Consider the following 21,247-nt stretch of genomic DNA (forward strand, 5'->3'; position numbering starts at 1 on the left):
GCGTGGAGCAAATCATGGCCAACGACAACCAGGGCTGGGAACGGCGACCGTCTCCCGACGCGCTCCTTGCCAAGGCCGACCGGGAGGACCGTGGCAAGCTGAAGATCTTCCTCGGCGCCGCGCCGGGCGTCGGCAAGACCTATGAGATGCTGATGTCCGCTCGCGCCCGACAGGCCGACGGCACCGACGTCGTCATCGGCGTGGTGGAAACGCACGGGCGAAAGGAAACGGAGGCGCTCGTTGCCGGACTGGAAACGGTCGCCCGGACGTCCGTCGTTTATAAGGAACGGGCGCTGGATGAAATGGACATCGATGCCATCCTCGCACGCCGCCCGACCCTCGCGCTCGTGGACGAGCTGGCGCACACCAATACTCCCGGCAGCCGCCATCCCAAGCGCTATCTGGACGTGCTGGAGCTGCTGGCAAGCGGCATCGATGTCTATACCACGCTCAACATCCAGCATGTCGAAAGTCTCAACGACATCGTCGCCCAGATTACCCGTATCCGCGTACGCGAGACGGTCCCGGACTCGATCATCGATCGTGCCGACGACATCGAGATCATCGACATCACGCCGCAGGATCTGATCAAGCGGATGCAGGACGGCAAGGTCTACGTTCCCAAGACGGCGCGGCGCGCCATCGAGAACTATTTCTCGCCGGGAAACCTCACGGCCCTGCGCGAGCTGGCTCTCCGGCGCACGGCGCAACGGGTGGACGACCAGCTTCTCAACCATATGCAGGCGCACGCGATTTCGGGGCCATGGGCGGCCGGCGAACGCATCCTCGTCTGCCTCGATCACGGGCGGAACGGGGCGACGCTCGTCCGCTACGCCCGGCGTCATGCCGACAGGCTGCGGGCGCCCTGGACGGTGATCCATCTGGAAACAGCGAAATCGGCTTTTCTCGGGGAAGCCGACAAGGACCGGCTGGCAGCCTGCATGCGGCTCGCCGAGCAGCTCGGGGCGGAAACCGTGACGCTGCCGGCGTCGAGCGTCTCGCGCGAGCTCCTCGCCTATGCGACGGCCAACAACTTCAATCACCTCATCATCGGCAAGTCCGAACGGAGCTGGTGGCGGGAGCGGCTTGACGGGTCCATCACGCATGACCTCATTCGTCACGCCGGCACCATCAGCGTGCACGTCATGTCGGGCGGCACCGAGGAGGTCGCGCCGAGGGGCGTACGGACCGCCAAACCCGCCAACCGGATCAAGCCGAAGGACTACCTGTTCAGTCTCGCTTTCGTCTCGGTGGCCGTGGTGATCGGCATCCTGCTCGATCAGGTGCTCAATGTGCAGAACCTTGCGCTGGTCTTCCTGATGGGAGTCCTCGCCTCCGCCGTCCGAGGCGGGCTCGGCCCCGGCCTGTTTGCGTCTTTCCTCGGCGCGACCGCCTTCAACTTCTTCTTCCTCGAGCCGCGCTACACGCTGACCATCCGCGACCCGGAAAGCGTCGTCGCCCTGCTCTTCTTTCTCGGAACCGCTCTGGTCGCGAGCAATCTTGCGGCCGCCGTTCAACGCCAAGCCCTGGCGGCGCGGCAGCGCGCGCGGACGACGGAGGACCTTTATCTCTTCTCGCGAAAGCTGGCCGGCACCGGCACGCTGGACGACGTTCTCTGGGCGACGGCCTACCAGATGGCCTCGATGCTGAAGGTTCGGGTCGTTCTCCTGCTGCCGGAGGACGGCACGATCGCCGTCAGGGCGGGATATCCGCCAGACGATACGCTTGTCGATGCCGATATCGCCGCCGCACGCTGGGCATGGGAGCACGATCGCCCCGCAGGCCGCGCGGCGGATACGTTGCCCGGCGCGAAGCGGCTCTATTTGCCGCTGCGCACGGGCCGTGGTGCGATCGGCGTGGTCGGGCTCGACAATGACCGGCAGGGGCCGCTCCTGAACTCCGATCAGCAGCGCCTGTTCGATGCGCTTGCCGACCAGGCCGCCCTTGCCATCGAGCGCATCCAGCTCGTCGCGGATGTCGACAAGGCAAAGCTTGCCGCGGAGACCGACCGCCTGAGAACGGCGCTCCTGACCTCGATTTCCCATGACCTGAAGACCCCGCTGGCGGCGATCATGGGCTCGGCCGGAACGATCAAGGATTTTGGCGGCGGCTTGTCGGAAGAGGCGAAGACCGAACTGCTGACGACCGTGATCGAGGAATCGGAGCGCCTGCATCGTTTCATCGCGAACCTTCTCGACATGACCCGCATCGAATCCGGCGCGATGATACCGAACAGCGCGCCGCACTTCGTCGGCGATATCGTCGGTTCGGCTCTTGCACGCGCGGCAAAGATCACGGCGGAGCATCGCGTGGAGACGGCGATCCCAGACGATCTGCCCATGGTGAAGGTCGATCCGGTCCTGCTCGAACAGTCGCTCTTCAACCTGATCGACAATGCTGCCAAATACGCCCCGGACGGCACGACGATCCGGATCGACGCTGATGACGCCGGGAACACGGGCGGCATGATTTACCTCCGCGTCATGGACGAAGGACCGGGCCTGCCGCCGGATGATCTTGAGCGTGTTTTCGACAGTTTCTACCGCGTCCGCAAGATCGACCACGTCAAAGCCGGGACGGGTCTCGGCCTGTCGATCTGCCGGGGTTTCATCGAGGCGATGGGCGGAAGCATCGTCGCCGCGAACCGATCGGGCAGACCGGGCGCCGTCTTCGAGATCGGGCTCCCCGCCGCGACGATGTCTAAAGGACCGACATCATGACCCATGCCACCGTCAAGATCCTCGTCGTGGACGACGAGCCTCCGATCCGCAAACTCCTCGATGTCGGCCTGTCGTCGCAAGGGTTCGCGGTCAAAGGCGCGCCGAACGCCCGGTCGGCGATCGAAATGGCGCAGTCGGACGTTCCCGACCTCGTGCTGCTCGACCTCGGTCTCCCCGATATCAGCGGGCATGACCTTCTGGCGAGATGGCGGTCGGAGAAGGCTCCCTTCCCCATCGTCATCCTGTCGAGCCGCACGGACGAGGCCGGCATCGTCCAGGCGCTCGAAATCGGCGCCGACGACTATGTCACCAAGCCGTTCGGCATGAACGAACTCGTCGCGCGCATCCGCGTGGCCCTGCGCCATCGGCTGCAGACACAGGGCGAGCAGCCGATCTTCCAGGCGGGCGACCTCTCTGTCGATCTCGTGAAGCGGATCGTCAAGGTCCGTGGAACGGACGTGAAGATGACGCCCAAGGAATACGACATTCTGCGGCTGCTGGTGCAGCATTCGGGGCGGGTTCTGACCCATCGCTTCATCCTCGAAAAGGTCTGGGGCGAGATCAGCGATGTGCAGTATCTGAGGGTGTATATTCGCCAGTTGAGACAGAAGATCGAGGAAAACCCCGATCAGCCGCGTTACATTCTGACGGAGACCGGCGTCGGCTACAGGCTGGCCGAATGGTCCTGAATGGGCCCGGCTGCAGCCTGACCCTTTGCCTCGACCCGGCCATGCTCGATCAGCCAGGTCACGGCTTCCTCGACCGCTTGAAGAGACGTATGCCGGGGGATAAAGCCGAGAAGCCGGCGCGCCTTTTCCATCGAGCAGTTCGGACTGCGCGCGATATGCTCCCAGGTGGCTTTCGCATCTTCCGGGTCTTGCTCCGCCGCCCATTGCTCAAAGGGCAGGAATGCCAGATCGGGCTCGCGACCGAACCAGCGTGACATGCTCTCGGCGTAGCCGCGGAGCGTCAGCGCCTTCCCGGACACCGCGTGGAAACTCTCGCCGATCGCGGCCGATCGGGACGATATCGCGGCCATGAAAAGGCGCGCGACGTCCTCGGCATGGACGTGATGCACGGTCTCCAGGCCGAAGTTCGGCAAGGCCAGCCTGTCGCCCCGCGCAAGCGCCGAAAATACATGCGGATTGAAATTGCCCTGGGGATTAAGCGGGTTCCAGCCCGGGCCGACGATGTGTCCGGGATGAACAATGGTCGCCGGGAAGCCGTCAGCATGCGCGCGCTTCAGAAGGTAGGTTTCGATTTCGGTCTTCCCGATGCCGTAGTCTCCGAACGGCTGTTTCGGTGCGTCTTCGGTGGTGGGAACGGCAACGGGCGTGCCATGCGTCCAGATCGTGCCCGTGTGCAGAAAATGGCCGACATGGCCCGTCAAGGCATCGACCAGCAGCTCGGCGCTGCGTCTGGTGAAGCAGATCATGTCGATGACGATATCCGGATTCAAAGACCGGATCTCCCGACCGAACGTCCCGGCGCTCTCCAGCGCCTCGCGGTCCATCTGTCGCCGTTCGACGTGGCGCCAGGCGGCGTGCGGCCTGTACGGCTGGGCGACGCCCCGACTGATGGCGACGACCTCATGTCCAGCCTCGACAAGGGCGGGGATGAGATAGGTCCCGACATGTCCGGTGGCTCCGATGACGATGACACGGGACATGAAAGGGCCTGACGTGTTGGTTGAGGGGGCTCGTAGTCGGAAACGCGCGTCTCTGGCGCAGGTTCCGATCGGAGATCCGGCACGCCAAAGGCTGCGATTATCTTGCGCCCTGTTGCGGTACGGCGCGGCATCAAATGCCGGCAATTCTCCGCAGATCGTCTATGGCGCCCGGTGCCGCGGCGAGGACGGGCGATCCCTTGGTCAGTTGCTCGCCTTCGACCGGAAAAGGATGGTGCCAGCCGCCGGCTTCCGTCACGAGGCAGTAGCCCGCAAGGCAATCCCAGGCATGCATGTAAGGCTCGTAATAGCCGACGAGCCGACCGGCCGCGACATAGGCGAGCATCAGCGCACCGGAGCCGTTGCGGATGAAATTGCCGCCGGATTCCAAGAGCGACTCGACCATTTTTCCGACGAAGGCCGGCGTCACGTAGTTGTTGGCGCCGATGCCGGTGACGGCGTTTCGGATGGTGCGCGACGGATCGAGCGTCAGCACCCGCCCGTTCAGCGTCGCGCCCTTGGCGGCGGCGGCAGCGTAGAGCTCGTCGAAGCAGGGCGCATAGATCACGCCGATGACGGGCTTGCTCTCCTTGAGGACGGCGATGGACACACACCAGCTCGGCATGCCGTTGACGAAGGGGCTCGTGCCGTCGATCGGATCGACCACCCAGGTGTAACCGGACGTACCGGCGGCAAGGCCGTATTCCTCACCGAGAAACCCGTCATCGGCGTGGGCCTCCGCTACCGCCGCGCGGATGAGGTTCTCCACCTCGCGGTCGGCGATCGAGACGACGTCCTGGGCGTCCCGCTTGGTTTCGATGACCAGCGTCTCGCGCCGGTTGAAGTAGTCGAGGGCGACGGTGCCGGCCTTGCGGGCGATCGTTTGCGCGAGAGCGAAGCGGGCGTCGAGATCGTGCGTCATGGGAAGTCCTTGTGTGCAATGCGGCTCAGTCGTTGATAATGGCAATGCCGCGGCCTTTGAAGCCCACGGAGACATCGGTTGCCGGCGAAAGCGCCCGTTCCACGGCGGGATCGACCACGAACAGCCGGCCCGTGCCGGTTTCCACCTCGTATTCGACATGGTCGCCGAGATAGGCGGCATGGGTGATCCGCCCCGGCAAGGCCGCGGCCGATGCCGGCTCCAGCGTGATCGAGTTCGGCCGCACGGCAAGCTTCGCCGGCCCCGGCCGGGCATTGCGGCTGGGCACGCGATGTTCGAGCGTGCCGATGCGGATCGTGGCGTCCGCCCCTTCGACGCGGATGACGTCGCAGGCGATCACGTTCGCCTCGCCCATGAAATCAGCGATGAAGGCGGAGGCCGGGGCCTCATAGAGATCGCGCGGCGACCCTTCCTGCGCGATCACGCCGTCCTTCATGATGACGATGCGGTCGGAGACGGCGAGCGCCTCGTCCTGATCATGCGTGACATAGACGGCCGTGAAGCCGAGACGCTGCTGCAGCTCGCGGATTTCGGTGCGAACCTGCCGGCGCAGGCGCGCGTCAAGGTTGGAGAGCGGCTCGTCGAGGAGGAGCACCTGCGGCTCCAGCACGAGCGCGCGGGCAACGGCCACGCGCTGCTGCTGACCGCCGGAAAGCTCGGCCGGAAGCCGCGCGCCCATGCCGGCGAGACCGACGAGCTTCAGGCCTTCTTCCGCGCGTTCCCGCGCCTCCTTGCGCTTCATGCCGGAGGACTCGAGCCCATAGGCGACATTGTCGAGCGAACTCATATGCGGAAACAGCGCATAGGACTGGAACACCATCGACACGTCGCGCTCGTTGGCCGGCAGCATCGTCACATCCTTGCCGCCGATGAGGATCTGCCCCGAGGACGGATGTTCGAGGCCCGCCAGCATGCGCAAGGTCGTGGTCTTGCCGCAGCCGGAGGGGCCGAGCAGGGTCACGAGCTGGCCGGGCTCGATGGTGATGGACAGGTCGTGAATGGCGGTGAAGGCACCGAACTGCTTCTTGACGTGCTGGAAGACGACGGAACCGGCGCGGGGATGGATCATGCTGTTTTCTCCTGAACGAGAAGGGATGAAGGCGCGGGGCCGAGACCTGCGACGCGGTTTTCGCGGCGCAGCCGGCGTTCGCCGACGAGAAGCTGGAAGCCGGCGATGACCACGATCATCACGACGATCAGCATGGAGGAATAGGCGATCGCGACGCCGTACTCGCCGTTTTCGACAAGGCCGACGATGTAGGAGGTCGCCATGTTGTATTCTGCGCTGACGAGGAAGATGACAGCACTGATGGAGGTGATGGCCCGCACGAAGGAATAGACCAGCGCTGCCGTGATGGCGGGACGCAGCAGCGGCAGGATGACCTTGCGCACCGTGCGGAAGCTGGTGGCGCGCAGCGTCAGCGAGGCCTCGTCCAGGCTCTTGTCGAGCTGGCTCATGGCGGCCACCCCGCCGCGCACGCCGACCGGCATGTTGCGGAAGACGAAACAGGCGATGAGGATGAGCGCGGTGCCGGTCATTTCCAGCGGCGGCAGGTTAAACGCCATGATGTAGCTGATGCCGATGACGGTGCCGGGAATGGCAAAGCTCATCATCAATGCGAATTCGAACACGTTGCGGCCGACGAATTTCTGGCGGACGATGATGTAGGCCGTGAGCAGCCCGACCGCCGCCGTCAGCGGAGCGGAAATCAGCGCGATCTCCATGGTCGTCCAGAAGGAATTCCAGGCGACCCCCGTCCAGGCGATGACCCCGTCACGCAGCTCGATCGAAAACGCTCGGGCGTAGTGATCGAGCGTCAGGGAATTGTCGAGGCCCCAGGTCTTCACGAAGCCACCGAAGAGAATCATGCCGTAAATGACGATGGTGAACACCATCCAGGGAACGACGAGCGCATGGACGCCGATGGAGATCGATTTCGGCAAAGCAATGTGCGAGCCGCTATCGCCCTTGCCGGTGACCGTCGCGAAGTTCTTGCCGGACAGCCAGTAGCGCTGCGCGAGAAAGGCGGTGAGCGTGAAGCAGAGCAGGATGATTGCGAGCACGGCGGCGCGCGACGGGTCGTTCTGCGAACCGACGACGGCAAAGAAGATCTCCGTCGAGAGCACGCCATGGCTGCCGCCGAGCACCAGCGGATTGCCGAAATCGGCCATGCTCTCGATGAAGCCGATCAGGAACGCGTTGGCGATGCCGGGCTTCATCAAGGGCAGCGAGACCCGCCAGAAGGTGCGCCAGCGATCGGCGCGCAGCGTCTGAGACGCCTCCTCCATGGAGGGGCTGACGCCTTCGACCACGCCGATGAGCACGAGGAAGGAGATGGGCGTGAATGACAGAACCTGCGCGATCCAGATACCCGTCATCCCGTAGAGCCAGCGGCCGGGCTCGATGCCGAACAGGCTGGACAGCGCTTCGGTGACGACGCCGGCGCGGCCGAACAGCAGCGTCAGCGCGAGACCTATGACGAAAGGCGGTGTGATGATCGGCAGGACGGTGAGGAGGCGCAGGCCCTTCTTGAAGGGAAAGCGCGTGCGCGTGGCGACCAGCGCGAAGGCAAGCCCCATGATGGTGGAGCCGCCCGCCGTCATGATCGCCAGGAACAGCGTGCGCCAGGCGACACCGCAGCGTTCCCCGCCGACGACGCAGCCGAGGCTCCAGATGGCAGGGTCCTGGATGTTGCGGGTGAAGCCGTCCGGGTTGAGCGAGCCGTCGAAATCCTGAAATGCGCCGACCAGCATGCTTCCAACCGGATAGAACACGAAGATCGCGACCAGAAAGACGAGAAGCGCGATGGAAGCGACGACGAAGGCATCGCCTTTCATGGCGCCCCGCTCGGCGAGGCCGAAGGAAAAGAGCAGCACGAAGACCAGCGCCGAAAGCATGGCGCCGGCCCCCATCGACGGCTGCCCGTCCGACATGGCGCCAAACAGCGTCTCGCTGATCGTCCAGGACCAGCCGGAATAGCCGATGGCGAGACCCTGCAATGTCAGAAACACGGTGCCGATGGCGCCGGATGCCACCAGAAGGGCTCCGCGCATTCTTGGGTCCGGCGTGAAGCGGGCAATGCCGGCAACCGCCAGCATCAGCGCCGCGACGGCCAGCCACCAGCGGCCATGAAGAAGAATCTGCAGAAGACCCGGGGAAACCGGGGCTTCTCCGGGAAAGCCAGACAGCCAGCCGAATGCCAGAAACCCGCCCTCGATCCTGTACCAGGGAACGACGAGGAAGGCCAGAATGCCCAGCCCGAGCGCGATATCCAGTCTGCGGTTGCGATTGTCCTTGTCGGTCTTCATCCCGATCCCCTCCTCAAGCCATGCCATGTTTCAATTCCCCGTGCCGGCCGACACCTCCGCCGGCCGGCACAGGACGCGCCTCAGTTCGCGTTGGCGCTGATCTCGCGGTCCCAGCGCTCCAGCAGTTCCTTGCGCTTGGCCGGATCGCCATAGGTCTTGAAGTCGTAGTCGATCAGCTTGATGTCCTCGAAGCGGGGCGCTTCCTTGGGGATCTCGGCCGACTTGTTGGACGGCAGCTGGAAGGACTTGGCGTCCTTCATGCGCGACTGGACGGCGGGCGTCAGGGCCCAGTCATACCAGATCTTGGCATTGTCGAGGTTCTTCGCGCCCTTGACGATCGACATGGAGCCGATCTCGTAGCCGGTGCCTTCGCAGGGCGCGACGGCCTTGACCGGAAACCCTTCCGCCGTCTGCGCGACCGCGTCGTGCATGAAAACGATGCCGATGGCGGTCTCCCCGCGGGCCGCCGCCTTGACCGGGGCCGAGCCGGACTTGGTATATTGCGAGATATTGGCGTTGAGCTTCTTCAGATAATCGAAAGCCTGATCCTCACCCATGATCTGGGCGAGCGAAGCGAGGGCCGTATAGGCCGTGCCGGACGAGTTCGGATTGGCGATCTGGATCTCGCCCTTGAAGGCGGGATTGAGAAGATCGGCCCAGCACTTCGGCTCGGTAAAGCCCTTGGTCTTGAAGATCTCGGTATTGTAGCCCCAGCCGAGCGCACCGGCGTAAACGCCGACCGTCTTGAAGCCGGAGCCTTCGGCTTGTTTCTTCGCCCAATCCTGCAGCTGATCGAGCAGTGGCGACTTGTATTCCTGCGTGAGCCCGTCAGAGGCTGCCTGCATGTGGGGATCGCCGGTGCCGGCCCACCAGAGGTCCGTCTTGGGGTTGCGGGCTTCCGCACGGATCTTCGCATAGGTCTCGCCGGACGACAGGCGCACCATGTTGACCTTGATGTCGTGATCCTTTTCGAAGTCGCCCTTCATCTGCTCGCAGATGACGACGTCTGCCGAGCAGATGAGATTGAGCGTGCCGGCCGCCTGCGCCGACGTGGCGGTCAGTGCGGTCGCGGCCATCAGCAGCATGCCGGCTGTATAAGTTTTCATAGTCTTTCCTCCTGGTTGAACATTTTTCAAAAGTGAACGGGCTTCCGGACGGCATGGCGATGCCGTTCCCGTCTGTTACCGAGAGCGGGATGCCGTGTTTCGTCCGGGACTTGCTTGAGTTCAGGGGATCCTGCGGATCTCGCTGTCGAAGCGTTTGAGAAGCCGACGTCGCTCGTCGGGCGAGCCGAAGGTCGCGAAATCGTAATCGACCATCCGGATCATCGAGATATCGGGCGCACCGGGGGGCAACGACGCACCGGCATTGGACGGAACCTGGTTCTGGCCGGCGGCAGCCCCCGTCGCCTGCCCCTCGGCGCTGAGCGCAAACCCGAGGAAAGCCCGGGCCGCCTCGATGTTCTTTGCACCCTTCACGATGCTGACCGCTCCGATCTCGTAGCCCGTGCCTTCGCAGGGCGCGACGATTTCGAGCGGATAGCCCGCCTGCCGCAGCGTCACCGCATCATGGATGAAGGAGATGCCGATCAGCGTTTCACCATGGGCGGCATCCTTGACCGGTGCGGAGCCCGACTGCGGAAAGGCGCGGATATTGGCGCCGAGCCGGCCGAGATATTTGAACGCCTCGTCTTCCCCGAACAGCTGAACGAGCGTTGCCAGAGCGGTATAGGCCGTTCCCGACGAGTTGGGGTCGGCAAGCTCGATCGCACCCGCATAGGTCCCGTCGAGCAGGTCCTTCCAGCAGGCAGGCGCCTGCAGACCCTTTTGCTTGAGGAGATCGGAATTATAGGCAAAGCCGAGGGCTCCGGCATAGATCCCGGCGGAGTGTCCGCCCGAGAGATCGAAGAAATTGTCCGCCCAAGGCAACATCGTCAGGGTCGATGGCGGCTGGTAGGCTTGCAGCAGACCTTCGGCGCCCGCCTGAAGATGTGCGTCGCCCGTGCCGCCCCACCAGACGTCCGTCTGCGGATCGGCCTTTTCGCGGCGCACCTGATCAAGGATCTCTCCGGTGCTCTTGCGCGTCACGGTGGCATCGATGTTCAGCCGGGTCAGCACGGCCTGTTTCATCGTCGCGCACCAGGCCTCGTCTACGCCGCAGAGGACGTTCAGCCGCGCCAATGGCTCTGCGCGTGCGATGGCGCCGAACGACAGAGACGCCGCCGCGACCAGACAGATGAACGTCCTCACCAAAATCCTCCACTTCCCGGAACGATGCCGTTCCGACCTCCGCCGTCAGAATGGCAGATACGGCGAAGGCTTCAAGAAAGGAGTGGTTACGGTTGTTACAGCCGAACATCCGGAGGGTTGCCAGCCTTACAGATATTACATTTGTGACAGATCCCGTCATCGGCGAGGATTTGAACAAATCTTTCTGAAGCCTATGATGCGGCAGGAGGAATATCGACATGCAGGTGAAGATTCTGATCGTGGAGGACGATCCGGATATGGCGGAGATGCTGTTCGATCTCGTGGAGGCCGAGGGTTGGACGCCCTTCGTCGCCGGCTCGGCCGAGGAGGCGACGGTCTTTCTCTCACAGGAGATCGTGCATCTCATCCTGCTGGATCATAACCTTCCCGGTGCATCTGGACGAACATTTGCACAGCGCATCCGCAGCAGCATGGATGTCGGCATCATCATGGTGACGGCGGCCGGCAGTTCGGCCGAACGCGTGCTGGGTCTCGAGACCGCGGCCGACGACTATATCGTCAAGCCGTTCGAGCCCATCGAACTTGCGGCCCGCATGAAGGCGGTGTTGCGCCGCTCGATCCTGATGCCGAAGCATGAGCGCGCCCCGGAACCGGCACCACAGTCCGCATCCGACCGGGCGCCCCAGGCGTCGGCGCTGCATCTGGGAAACTGGACGATCGATCTGACCCGCAGGCTGGCCATTTGCGAAGCGCAACCGGGAAAGACGCTGACGACCGCCGAGTTCGCGCTTCTGGAGCTGCTGGCCGAAACGCCCAATCTGGCCGTGACCCGCGCGCAAATTCTGGAGCGGCTGGGCAGCGGCACGGAGCGTTACGTGGACCGCAATGTCGACGTGCTCGTTCTCAGGCTGCGCCGCAAGATCGAGCAGAACCCCGAATTGCCGCGCTATATCAAGACCCGCCGCGGGCGAGGCTATGTGCTCGAGACCGCGCGCCGCGAGACGGAGCAATGACCCGTGGGGCCTTCTTCTCCTCGATCGCCTTCCGTCTTCCCGCGGCCATTCTCATTATCGGCGCCCTCGTTCTCGGCATTTCCACCATTGCCATCTTCGGCCTCCTGAAGGCGCGCAACGAAATGGCGACGTATGGCACGCAGGCCTTCGTCAGCCTCGGCAAGTCCGCCGTCGTTTCCAAGCAAGTGTCCGACCTCGTTTCCAGCGCGCCCTTTCTCATGAACGCGACCTCGCCCTATCGCATTTCCAGCGAAAGCCGCGCCGTCCTGACCCAGGTCGAGGCCCTGATGAGCATGATGCCGCCGCGGGGCGAGCGTGCGACCGTGCCCACCGATACGGGCGACGTCCGCGCCCTGCTCGGCACGATCCGGCAACAGACGCTCTCCATGCTTGAAAACGCTGAAGCCGCGCAGGGGCACAAGTCGGACGCCGCGATGGCGCTGAGCCAGATCGCGACGCGGGACATGTCCACGGTGCGCAATCTGCCGCCCACGCTCAGCGCTCTCGCCCAATCCGCCTCGACATCCGACAGCCTGTTCCAGCTCGGGGAGCTGCAGAGGCGGTATGTCCGCGACCTCGCCATTGCCGAAGCGGCGCCGGTGCGTATGGACCAGGCGGCGCTCGATGCCCACCGTCGCATCTTCGCGGCGCAGACCCGTTATCTCCGGGAGATGTTTTCCATTCGCGCCGCGATCACGCGGCTTCACGCGGTCTCGCGCGAGCTGTCGCTCGCCGTCGAAGCCCAGAACGACAGCGTCGTGCAGAAACTTGGCGACGACGTCCAGGCGATCTCGCAGATGCTCCAGCGGCTGCTCAGCATCGTCATCGTGACCGCCCTCCTGATGCTGATCGTCGCGGCACTCGCCATCCGCTCCGTCATCCGGGTGTCGCGCGGGATCGTCGATCTCTCGGCCGGCATGAATGCACTTGCCGGAGGACAGAAACACATCGCCGTGCCGCGCTATCGCGGCGACGAGACGGAACTGATCCGGCTGGTCCAGGCCTTCAGCGCCTTTCGCGAAAGCGTCGATCGCGTCAGCCAGATGCGCCGCAAGGCGGACACGGCGGCCAAAACGATCCGCGCGATCTTTCGCAGCATGAACGAGGGCATCGCCCTGTTCGACTCGGCCGGCAAGCCGCTCGCCATGAACCGCCGGGTGATCGAGCTTGTCGGCCGCGGCGGCGCCTCGCGAAAACTGCCCCTGCCGCGCTTCCTGGAGGGTGTCCCCGACGTCGATGTCAAAGGCGTTGAGGATGCTCTGGCAAACGAGGATCGGCCCGGCAGGCCGTTCGTCTCGCGCCTGCGCCGGCCGGATGGGCAGGTGGTCGAGCTGTCGCTCTCGCGCCAGCGGGACGGCGGCTTCGTCCTTCTCGCCCGTGACGTCACCGAAGCCGACCGCCAGGAAGCCGAGGCTGCCAAGGCCCAGCGGCTGGACGGCATCACGCGCATGACCCACCAGCTGGCGCACGAGGTCGGCAACATGATCGGAATCGTGACCGGCAGTCTCGGCTTGCTGGAGCGCGAGGACGGCGTGACCGATCGCCAGAAGCGCCATCTCAACCGCATTCGCAAGGCAGCGGACCGTGGCCGGGCACTGTCGTCCAGCATGCTCTCGGTGGCAAGCCAGCAGCAGATCTTCCCTGTCTCCGTCGATCTCAGGGCCGTTCTGACCGGCATGATCGACGTGCTCGAAATTGCGGTCGGCGAGACCTGCCGCATCGGCCTGAAGAGCGCAGGCGATCTGCCGCCCGTCTACCTTGATCCCGCGCTGTTCGAGCAGTCGATCCTCAATCTCTGCCTCAACGCCGCCGCAGCCATGCCGAACGGAGGCGACATCACGATCTCCGTCTTTCACGAAGGACAGTCCGTCATCGTCTCCGTCGCAGACGAAGGGATCGGCATGACGCCGGAGGCCATCGACAAGGCCTTCGAGCCCTATTTCACCACCCGCCTCAAGGACGGCGGCGCCGGTCTCGGTCTCGCAACGGTCTACGGCTTCGTCCGCCAGTCCGGCGGCGATGCCGCCATCCAGTCGCGACTGGGCTCTGGCACGGAAGTAACGCTGACATTTCCCGATCAATCCGGTGGAAAGGGTTGAGGGTCTATGCCGTCCGATTCCCGATCGACCCTGTCACCATCGAATGCTGCCGCAGGAAGCGGCTCAGGTGATCGCTGACGCGGTCGGGTTCGATGTCGGGGAAGAAATGTCCGCCCGGGATGGCGTGTGCCTCAAGCTTGGCACAGAAACGCTCCCAGACCGCCGGGATGTCGTAGAGCCTCCCCATGGCGCCCGACGCACCGTAGAGAATCATGGCAGGCGCCTCGATCAAGCGGTCTCGATCCGCGAGATCATCGGCAAAATCCACTTGCAAGGCCGCGCGATAGTCGTTGCAACCGCCGGCAATGGCATCAGGGTCGTGCCATGAGGCGCGATAGGCGGCGAGCTGTTCCGGCGCAAAATCCGCAGCCTTGGCACCACCCCAGCCAAACAGACAGGTTTCATAGAAAAGGTCCGGGTTGGACTGGATCACCTGCTCCGGAAACGGGGCCGGTTGGGCCAGGAAGAACCAGTGCCAGTAGCTTTGCGCCACCTCCTTGCGCAGATTGGCGAGCAATTCCAGCGTCGGCACGATATCCATGAGTGTCACGCTTGCGACGGCGTCCGCATGGTCCAGGCACAGCCGGTGCGCCACGCGGGCGCCGCGATCATGCCCGACCACATGGAACTTCGGATATCCGAGACGCGTCATCAGCGCGATCTGATCGCCGGCCATGGCGCGAAAGCCATAGTTCGAAAGATCCGGCGCCGCGGCAGGCTTGGACGATTGCCCATAGCCGCGAAGATCCGGGCAAATGACGCGGTAGCCCTGCGCCACGAGCGCCGGGGCGATTTTCGCCCAGAGGGCGCGGTTCTGCGGAAAGCCGTGCAACAGCAGGACGGGCTCGCCCGCACCGGCAGCGACATAGGAGATGTCGACATCCTCCAGTGCAAGGCTGCCGCTTTCGAAGGCTTCGAACATCTGGATCTCCTCGGATCTCGCTGGCTACAGCGTTTCCAGCGCCAGAGCGATGCCCTGCCCGCCGCCGATGCAGAGCGTCACCATGCCCCGCGTCACGCCATCGCGCCGCATCGAATGAAGAAGACGGGTCACCAGAACGGCCCCGGTTGCCCCGATCGCATGTCCGTGGGCGATGGCACCGCCATCGACATTGACGATATCGTCGGGAAGACCGAGTTCGCGGATGACGGCGAGCGGAACGGCGGCGAAAGCCTCGTTGATCTCGATGCGCTCGATATCGCCGAGCGACCATCGGGCATGGTCGAGCGCCCGGCGGACCGCCGGAACAGGCCCCAGTCCGAAGAGACCCGGCTCGACCGCGCCGACGCCATAACCGACCAGGCGGGCAACCGGCTCGACGCCCATCGTCTCGGCAAAGTCCCGCTCCGCAACGACCATCGCTGACGCGCCACTGTTGAGGCCGGGCGCGTTGCCGGCGGTGATGGTACCGTCCTTGCGAAACGCCGGCTTCAGCCGGGACAGCGTTTCGGTCGTCGTATCGGGCCGCGGCGCTTCATCGGCGGCGAAAATCTCCGGGCCCTTGCGGCCCTTGATCTCGACCGGAACGATCTCGTCCTTGAAAGCACCTGCCGCCTGGGCCGCGGCGAAACGCTGCTGGGAGCGTGCGGCGAAAACGTCCTGTGCCTCGCGCGTGATCTGCAGGCGCGTCACCAGATCCTCCGTATGCCAGCCGGAGTGCTCGCCGGAGAACGCGTCTTCGAGCCCGTCCGTCAGCATGCTGTCGAGGATCTGGGCCGGGCCCATGCGATAGCCCCAGCGCCCCCCATCCATCAGGAAGGGTGCGCGGTCCATATTCTCCATTCCACCGGCAACCGCCGCCTTGATCTGACCGGATCCGATGTCCTGGGCGGCGCTGACGATGGCCTGCGCGCCCGAGCCGCAGACCCGGTTGACAGTGAATGCCGGGACGGACACGGGCAGCCCGCCATTGATGGAGGCCTGCCGGGCCGGGTTCATGCGATTTCCGGCCTGGATGACATTGCCCATGACGACCGAGCCGATTTCGTCGCCGGAAAGGTTCGCGCGCCGCAGCGCCTCGCGCACGACGACGGCGCCGAGCTCCGTCGCGGCAACCCCCTTGAGCGCGCCATTATACGCCCCGATCGCGGTGCGCACGGGTCTCGCCAGAATGATCTCTCTGTTTGCCATTGCGTTTCTCCCTGTGATGTCCAATCGATGAAGCGGACCGTCAACGAAACGCTGACGGTGTTCTTCTGTGTTTCAGCCAACCGCGGCCGGGCGCCGCCATCTGCCTTGGCTCTAGGCAACGACCCTGCCGGGCGTGACACTGGCGTCCTGAGAACTTGCCGTGAGCGCCGCCGCCGGGCCGGCGAGGTCACTGGCCTCGTTCAGGCGATGGATGTGATCCTGGGAGAGCGCGATCGACACCGCGCCGATATTGGCCTTCAGCTGATCCAGCGATCTGGGACCAATGAGCGGGATGCTCCCATGGCTGGCGGACCAGGCAATGGCCACGCGATCCGGGGTCGTTTCGAGTTCTTCCGCGATGCCGAGGACCGTGTCGAGAATGCGGGTGCGCTGCTCGCTGTTTTCGGCCTGGAAGACGCGCCCGCCCATCTTTTCCGCACGCCCGATTTCGCCCTTCCGATACTTGCCTGTCAGCACACCGCCACCGAGCGGAGACCAGGTGACGATGCCGAGGCCCAGCGCCTTGGCCGCCGGAAACAGATCGGCCTCGGGTTCGCGGCGCACTAGGCTATGTTCGAACTGCGCGGCCGCAATCGGGACTGCGCGCGTGAGTTCGGCAATGGTCACGGCACGCGACAGCCGCCAGGCGGGGAAATTCGAGAGGCCCGCATAGAGGATCTTGCCGGCGCGGGCGAGATCGTCCAGCCCGCGGACGATCTCCTCGGACGGGGTCAGCCCATCGGGATGATGAACCCAGAACAGATCGATGCGGTCTGTCTTCAGCCGCTTCAAGCTGGCTTCCAGCGAGGCGATCATGGCCTTGCGACTGTTGCCCGTCACAAGCCGATCGGCGTCGGGGGCTGCCCCGCTGGTGTATTTTGTCGCCAGCACGAAATGGTCGCGCCGATCGTGCAACAGGTCGCCCAGGATCTCCTCCGACTGGCCGAACTGGTAGATATCGGCCGTATCGATCATGTTACCGCCGGCCTCGGCATAGGTGTTGAAGATCTGCGCGGCCTCCTCCGGCGTCGCGCCGTGACCCCAGCGTGTGCCGATATTAGCGGTGCCCAGCGCGATCTGTGAGACCCGCAAACCTGTGCTTCCAAAGGACGTGTAGTTCATGATGCTTCCTTCCCTGTCAGGTCATCAAGCCGATTGCGGCCGATGGATTGTCGATGCGTTTGGATGGCGAACGTGGCAACGGCGGCGACCGCCTCCGTGCCGATCCGATCGTCGAAGCACACAGCGGACGGCGATCGTCGTCTTGCTCCCAACCGCGATGCAGGCCGTGCTGCCAGGCGTCTTCGCCATGAGTGGATCACGTGGCTTTGATGTCGAAACCATTCCCATATACGGGTATATACACGCATAGAGCCGTGAGAAAATTCAGATGGAGCGAAGAATCTCCTCCAATGCGGTAATCTTCACCGGCCCGAGCCGCGCCTCCATGGCTTTCTGACACGCGCTCCAGACCGGGCCGGCCTCCGCAAGCAAACCGGCACCGGCTTCGGTCAGCGTAATCGTCGCTTCCCGCTGGTCCAGATCGCCACGCCCCGCGCCGACAAGCCCCATCCGTTCGAGGACTTTCGCGTTCCGCCCGATCGTCGAGCGATCGAGCTGAGCACTCCGAGCGAGATCGGTCATGCTGACCGGCTGAAGACGCTCGATGCGCCGGAGGAGTGAAAACTGGGCGATGTTGATCCCAAGAGGCGACAGGGCTTCGTCATAGATCGATGAAACCTTCCGGGAGGCTTCTCGCAACATCACTGAATAACACGGGTTCATGATTGCGTGTATATACCCACAGATACGCCATGTCGAGGTCCTCAGTTCGGGTTTACGTGGCAACGGGAGGTGCACCCGCCTCATCCGTCGCACGACACCCATTGAGTAAGATGCCAATCATCATATATAATAGGCGATCAGGCAAGAGAGATACGCCATGAAAGTCACGAAGGAAAAGGCGGAGGAAAACCGGCAGCAGGTCATCGAGACCTCCAGCCGGTTATTTCGAGAAAAGGGATTCGACGGCGTCGGGGTCAGCACCCTGATGCAGGCCGCCGGCCTCACCCATGGCGGCTTTTACAAGCAGTTCGACTCCAAGGACGACCTCATCGCCAAGGCGACACGGGCGGCGCTCGATCAGACCGCGCAACGGATGTCGTCCCTGATCGGAAACGACACGAGCGAAGCTCTGGAGAAAGCCGTCAGCTTTTATCTGTCGGATCAGCACCGCGATGGCGTCTCGAAAGGCTGCGCCTTTGCGGCGCTCGGCTCGGATGTAGCGCGCCATGGCCCGGAGGTTCGCCGGGTCATGCAGCGCGGCGTCGAGGAACAACTGGCTTTGCTTCAACCCATTGTCGAGACGAAGGGCGCGGCATCCGACCGCGAGGTCGCGATTGCGACCATGGCGACGATGATCGGCGCTCTGGTTCTGGCGCGGGCTGTGGAGAGCAAAGCGCTCTCGACGGAAATTCTGGATGCAGCAGCCAAAGCTGTCCTCGCGAAATAGCGGCGTCAGCCGTTCGGCGGAGACGGCGCCTCCAAGACTCCGGTCTCGGGATCGGCACTCGCGACAGGCTTGATGCTGGATTCGACAAAGCGACGTGTCTCGTCGAGAATCCGGTCTGACAGCGCGCCGTCATCGACGGCCCTCGCAATCATCATGGCTCCGACCATTGCCGCCCAGTTGCCGATCGCCGTCTGACGCTCCGCCGTGTCTGCGCTGGCCGGCATATCGATCGACATCATCTCGATGATCTGGCGAGCGCCTGCCGTCATCACGGCCCGAGCTTGCGGGCTCTGATGTCGAATCTCCGACGCCAGGGCGGCGAACGGGCATCCCTCCGCAGGATTGTCCCGATGTTCGGCGGAGAGATATTGCTCCAGGTAGCCACGAAGGCTGAACGGCGCGTCGCCGTCCGACGTCAGGATATGGGCGAGTGCCTCCGCGACCAGGTCGTCCTTGGAGGCAAAATGGCGGTAGAAGGCGCCATGGGTCAGGCCGGCGCCTTGCATGACGTCCGCCACGCTGACGGCGTCCACGCCCCGGCTTCGGAAAAGCCGGCTCGCCGAATCGAGGATACGCCGTCGGTTTTCCGCAACCTGTTCACGCGTGATCTTCATGACGCTTTTCTCCTGCTTGGAGGCATCTCGTCGGATGACCCGCAGATGATCGCGACGGTGACTGCTGCGCGGCGGCAAGGACGAGATCCCGTCGCCGCGCAGCCGCTCTCAGGCGTTCACATTGACGACGGTTCGGCCCTGCACCTCACCCTTCAGGATCTTCGGAGCGAGCGCCGCGACGTCCGAAAGCCCGACCATCGTCACCGTTCTCGCCAGCTTCTCGACATCGAGATCGACGGCAAGGCGACGCCAGGCTTCGAGCCGCACGGCCTGCGGCGCGTTGACGGAATCGATGCCGGCAAGCGTGACGTTTCTCAGAATGAACGGCAGGACCGTCGCCGGCAGGTCGAGCCCCTGCGCCAGCCCGCAGGCAGTGACAACCCCGCGATACCTAGTCTGGGCCAGCACATTGGCAAGCGTGTGGCTGCCGACCGAGTCGACGGCGCCGGCCCAACGCTCGGAGGCGATCGGACTGCCGGGTTCCGAAAGCGTCTTGCGATCGATGATCTCCGCCGCCCCGAGCGTCCGCAGGTAGTCCGCTTCCTCGAGCCGACCGGTCGAAGCGACGACACGATAGCCGAGCTGCGACAGAAGCGCGATCGCAATCGAGCCGACGCCGCCATTGGCGCCCGTGACCAGAATATCGCCGCGCTCCGGCGTCAGACCACCATGTTCGAGCGCGAGAATGCAGAGCATCGCCGTGTAGCCGGCCGTCCCGAGCGCCATGGCGTCCTTCGTGGAAATATTGTCCGGCAGCTTCACCAGCCAGTCGCCGCTGACACGCGCCTTCTGGGCATATCCGCCATGATGGGTCTGGCTCAGGCCCCAACTGTTGGCGACGACACGGTCGCCAACCTGGATGCCCGGATAGGATGAGGCCTCGACCACGCCGGCGAAATCGACGCCGGCGATCAGCGGGAAGGTCTGGATGATGGGCGCAGCGCCCGTCAGAGCCATGCCGTCCTTGTAGTTGACCGTGGAGTATTCGACGGCAACGGTCACATCGCCTGCCATCAGGTCCTTCTCATCGAAATCCACAATGCTTGCGGAAATCGCATCGCCGGCCTTGTCTGCCAGCAGAGCCTTGAAACTCATCTCATAGATCCCTTCACTTCCAAAAGCCTCTTCGCATCACTTCGATGCGGCATATCGGGCGGCGGCGGTGATGTGCCCCGTATCCTGCAGCAAGACCTTGCGGGCGGCCTCCAGGGCCTGCCAATGCGCCTCGTCGTGCAGATGCGGGATCGTCACGGCCTCGCGGCGATCGAAGCCGACCAGGGCGGCATCGACCAGTTCGGAAACCTCCATCAGCGGGGGACGCTTGTCCTCCTCGACCAGGTTCCAAAGGTCGGTTCGGGTTGCGGCCGGGGCCACGGCCTGGACGTAGACGCCGCGCGGTGCAAGTTCGCCGTGAAGCGCCTGGGACAGAGACAGCACGAACGCTTTCGTCGCGGTGTAGACGGATGTGGCCCATTCGGGCGCCAGTGCCAGGACGGAGCTGATGTTGATGATGGCGCCCTCACCCTTTTCCGCAAAACGCGGCGCGACCGCATGAGCAAGTCGCAACACGCTGGTGGCGTTCAAGGTCACCAGCTTCGTCAGATCCGCAATATCTTGCGTGACGAATGTGCCGCCGACATTGCCGCCGGCATTGTTGACGAGAATGCCGATCGAGGCATCTTCGCGCAGCCGCGTCTCGACCGACGAAAGCTGCGCCTTATCGGTCAGATCGGCGGGCAGCAGTTCGATCGAAACGCCGGTCTCTTTCCGGAGCCTTGCGGCACTCGCCTCGAGCTTGTCGACGCTTCTGGCAACGAGCACAAGGTCATGTCCACGCTCCGCGAAACGCTGAGCGTATACGGCGCCGATGCCGGTGGAGGCGCCGGTGATGAGAACTTTGGGTTTGGACGTCATGCGAAAAACTCTCTGCTTGCCTGATTGCAATGATTGCGATCGTAATCATTGAGTCCGTAAGTGATGATCGACATCCGGGATGTCAAGAACGAGGATCGGATTTCGGCCTGGCTTCGAAC

18 protein-coding genes are annotated in these 21,247 nt (G+C 64.0%); 5 read left to right on the top strand and 13 right to left on the bottom strand.

What is annotated here, in order from left to right; all coding sequences use genetic code 11:
* Positions 1-14 precede the first annotated feature (14 nt).
* Positions 15-2,720 carry a sensor histidine kinase KdpD gene (locus C8J36_RS19440; RefSeq protein WP_132537014.1) on the top strand — a complete coding sequence of 902 codons (2,706 nt, stop codon included), beginning with the start codon at positions 15-17 and terminating at the stop codon, positions 2,718-2,720.
* The gene (locus C8J36_RS19445; protein ID WP_132537015.1) at positions 2,717-3,409 is read left to right on the top strand and encodes a response regulator transcription factor; all 693 of its coding nucleotides are present in this window, start codon (positions 2,717-2,719) and stop codon (positions 3,407-3,409) included. The genes C8J36_RS19440 and C8J36_RS19445 overlap by 4 nt, the downstream gene beginning before the upstream one ends.
* On the opposite strand, the gene C8J36_RS19450 is transcribed toward C8J36_RS19445, so the two are convergent.
* From C8J36_RS19450 to C8J36_RS19475, 6 genes are all read right to left on the bottom strand, one after another.
* A complete protein-coding gene (locus tag C8J36_RS19450; protein ID WP_132537016.1) occupies positions 3,385-4,389 on the bottom strand; it encodes an NAD-dependent epimerase/dehydratase family protein in 1,005 nt (334 codons plus the stop codon). The genes C8J36_RS19445 and C8J36_RS19450 overlap by 25 nt on opposite strands.
* Before the next feature lie 130 nt (positions 4,390-4,519).
* On the bottom strand, positions 4,520-5,308 hold the full coding sequence (locus C8J36_RS19455; protein WP_132537017.1) for an inositol monophosphatase family protein: 789 nt from the start codon (positions 5,306-5,308) through the stop codon (positions 4,520-4,522).
* A 25-nt stretch (positions 5,309-5,333) separates the two neighbouring features.
* A complete protein-coding gene (locus C8J36_RS19460) occupies positions 5,334-6,395 on the bottom strand; it encodes an ABC transporter ATP-binding protein (RefSeq protein WP_132537018.1) in 1,062 nt (353 codons plus the stop codon).
* The gene (locus tag C8J36_RS19465) at positions 6,392-8,635 is read right to left on the bottom strand and encodes an iron ABC transporter permease (RefSeq protein WP_132537060.1); all 2,244 of its coding nucleotides are present in this window, start codon (positions 8,633-8,635) and stop codon (positions 6,392-6,394) included. Before C8J36_RS19465 ends, C8J36_RS19460 begins: the two co-directional genes overlap by 4 nt.
* A gap of 80 nt (positions 8,636-8,715) precedes the next feature.
* Positions 8,716-9,741: an ABC transporter substrate-binding protein gene (locus C8J36_RS19470; RefSeq protein ID WP_062596884.1), complete on the bottom strand. Its 1,026-nt coding sequence runs from the start codon at positions 9,739-9,741 to the stop codon at positions 8,716-8,718.
* A gap of 120 nt (positions 9,742-9,861) precedes the next feature.
* Positions 9,862-10,764, bottom strand: a complete 903-nt coding sequence (locus tag C8J36_RS19475) for an ABC transporter substrate-binding protein (RefSeq protein WP_132537061.1) — start codon at positions 10,762-10,764, stop codon at positions 9,862-9,864.
* A gap of 338 nt (positions 10,765-11,102) precedes the next feature.
* Between C8J36_RS19475 and C8J36_RS19480 the strand changes: the two genes are divergently transcribed.
* Positions 11,103-11,858: a response regulator transcription factor gene (locus C8J36_RS19480; RefSeq protein WP_132537019.1), complete on the top strand. Its 756-nt coding sequence runs from the start codon at positions 11,103-11,105 to the stop codon at positions 11,856-11,858.
* Positions 11,855-13,957: a PAS domain-containing sensor histidine kinase gene (locus tag C8J36_RS19485; RefSeq protein ID WP_132537020.1), complete on the top strand. Its 2,103-nt coding sequence runs from the start codon at positions 11,855-11,857 to the stop codon at positions 13,955-13,957. Before C8J36_RS19480 ends, C8J36_RS19485 begins: the two co-directional genes overlap by 4 nt.
* Positions 13,958-13,961: 4 nt before the next feature.
* Here C8J36_RS19485 and C8J36_RS19490 read toward each other — a convergent pair whose 3' ends face one another.
* The 4 genes from C8J36_RS19490 to C8J36_RS19505 all read right to left on the bottom strand — a co-directional run bounded on the left by C8J36_RS19490 (position 13,962) and on the right by C8J36_RS19505 (position 17,873).
* Positions 13,962-14,879, bottom strand: a complete 918-nt coding sequence (locus C8J36_RS19490; RefSeq protein ID WP_132537021.1) for an alpha/beta hydrolase — start codon at positions 14,877-14,879, stop codon at positions 13,962-13,964.
* 24 nt (positions 14,880-14,903) lie between these two features.
* Entirely contained in the window at positions 14,904-16,088 is a 1,185-nt protein-coding gene (locus C8J36_RS19495; RefSeq protein ID WP_132537022.1) for an acetyl-CoA C-acyltransferase, read from the bottom strand.
* Positions 16,089-16,199: 111 nt separating this feature from the next.
* Entirely contained in the window at positions 16,200-17,210 is a 1,011-nt protein-coding gene (locus C8J36_RS19500) for an aldo/keto reductase (protein ID WP_132537023.1), read from the bottom strand.
* A 264-nt stretch (positions 17,211-17,474) separates the two neighbouring features.
* Positions 17,475-17,873: a MarR family transcriptional regulator gene (locus tag C8J36_RS19505; protein WP_132537062.1), complete on the bottom strand. Its 399-nt coding sequence runs from the start codon at positions 17,871-17,873 to the stop codon at positions 17,475-17,477.
* A 157-nt stretch (positions 17,874-18,030) separates the two neighbouring features.
* On the opposite strand from C8J36_RS19505, the gene C8J36_RS19510 reads away from it, so the two are divergent.
* Positions 18,031-18,600, top strand: a complete 570-nt coding sequence (locus C8J36_RS19510; protein WP_132537024.1) for a TetR/AcrR family transcriptional regulator — start codon at positions 18,031-18,033, stop codon at positions 18,598-18,600.
* A gap of 5 nt (positions 18,601-18,605) precedes the next feature.
* Here C8J36_RS19510 and C8J36_RS19515 read toward each other — a convergent pair whose 3' ends face one another.
* The 3 genes from C8J36_RS19515 to C8J36_RS19525 form a co-directional block, all read right to left on the bottom strand.
* On the bottom strand, positions 18,606-19,214 hold the full coding sequence (locus C8J36_RS19515; protein WP_132537025.1) for a TetR family transcriptional regulator: 609 nt from the start codon (positions 19,212-19,214) through the stop codon (positions 18,606-18,608).
* Positions 19,215-19,322: 108 nt separating this feature from the next.
* Entirely contained in the window at positions 19,323-20,309 is a 987-nt protein-coding gene (locus C8J36_RS19520; RefSeq protein WP_132537026.1) for an MDR family oxidoreductase, read from the bottom strand.
* 36 nt (positions 20,310-20,345) lie between these two features.
* A complete protein-coding gene (locus tag C8J36_RS19525) occupies positions 20,346-21,128 on the bottom strand; it encodes an SDR family oxidoreductase (protein WP_132537027.1) in 783 nt (260 codons plus the stop codon).
* Between the last annotated feature and the right edge of the window lie 119 nt (positions 21,129-21,247).

Source organism: Rhizobium sp. PP-F2F-G48, assembly GCF_004342335.1.
Lineage (GTDB): Bacteria > Pseudomonadota > Alphaproteobacteria > Rhizobiales > Rhizobiaceae > Ferranicluibacter.

Coding starts and splice junctions, on each gene's coding strand:
- C8J36_RS19445 (WP_132537015.1), top strand. CDS start 2,717: ATGACCCATGCCACCGTCAAGATCCTCGTCGTGGACGACGAGCCTCCG.
- C8J36_RS19505 (WP_132537062.1), bottom strand. CDS start 17,873: ATGAACCCGTGTTATTCAGTGATGTTGCGAGAAGCCTCCCGGAAGGTT.
- C8J36_RS19485 (WP_132537020.1), top strand. CDS start 11,855: ATGACCCGTGGGGCCTTCTTCTCCTCGATCGCCTTCCGTCTTCCCGCG.
- C8J36_RS19440 (WP_132537014.1), top strand. CDS start 15: ATGGCCAACGACAACCAGGGCTGGGAACGGCGACCGTCTCCCGACGCG.
- C8J36_RS19475 (WP_132537061.1), bottom strand. CDS start 10,764: ATGAAACAGGCCGTGCTGACCCGGCTGAACATCGATGCCACCGTGACG.
- C8J36_RS19450 (WP_132537016.1), bottom strand. CDS start 4,389: ATGTCCCGTGTCATCGTCATCGGAGCCACCGGACATGTCGGGACCTAT.
- C8J36_RS19465 (WP_132537060.1), bottom strand. CDS start 8,635: ATGAAGACCGACAAGGACAATCGCAACCGCAGACTGGATATCGCGCTC.
- C8J36_RS19495 (WP_132537022.1), bottom strand. CDS start 16,088: ATGGCAAACAGAGAGATCATTCTGGCGAGACCCGTGCGCACCGCGATC.
- C8J36_RS19460 (WP_132537018.1), bottom strand. CDS start 6,395: ATGATCCATCCCCGCGCCGGTTCCGTCGTCTTCCAGCACGTCAAGAAG.
- C8J36_RS19455 (WP_132537017.1), bottom strand. CDS start 5,308: ATGACGCACGATCTCGACGCCCGCTTCGCTCTCGCGCAAACGATCGCC.
- C8J36_RS19510 (WP_132537024.1), top strand. CDS start 18,031: ATGAAAGTCACGAAGGAAAAGGCGGAGGAAAACCGGCAGCAGGTCATC.
- C8J36_RS19480 (WP_132537019.1), top strand. CDS start 11,103: ATGCAGGTGAAGATTCTGATCGTGGAGGACGATCCGGATATGGCGGAG.
- C8J36_RS19490 (WP_132537021.1), bottom strand. CDS start 14,879: ATGTTCGAAGCCTTCGAAAGCGGCAGCCTTGCACTGGAGGATGTCGAC.
- C8J36_RS19520 (WP_132537026.1), bottom strand. CDS start 20,309: ATGAGTTTCAAGGCTCTGCTGGCAGACAAGGCCGGCGATGCGATTTCC.
- C8J36_RS19500 (WP_132537023.1), bottom strand. CDS start 17,210: ATGAACTACACGTCCTTTGGAAGCACAGGTTTGCGGGTCTCACAGATC.
- C8J36_RS19525 (WP_132537027.1), bottom strand. CDS start 21,128: ATGACGTCCAAACCCAAAGTTCTCATCACCGGCGCCTCCACCGGCATC.
- C8J36_RS19470 (WP_062596884.1), bottom strand. CDS start 9,741: ATGAAAACTTATACAGCCGGCATGCTGCTGATGGCCGCGACCGCACTG.
- C8J36_RS19515 (WP_132537025.1), bottom strand. CDS start 19,214: ATGAAGATCACGCGTGAACAGGTTGCGGAAAACCGACGGCGTATCCTC.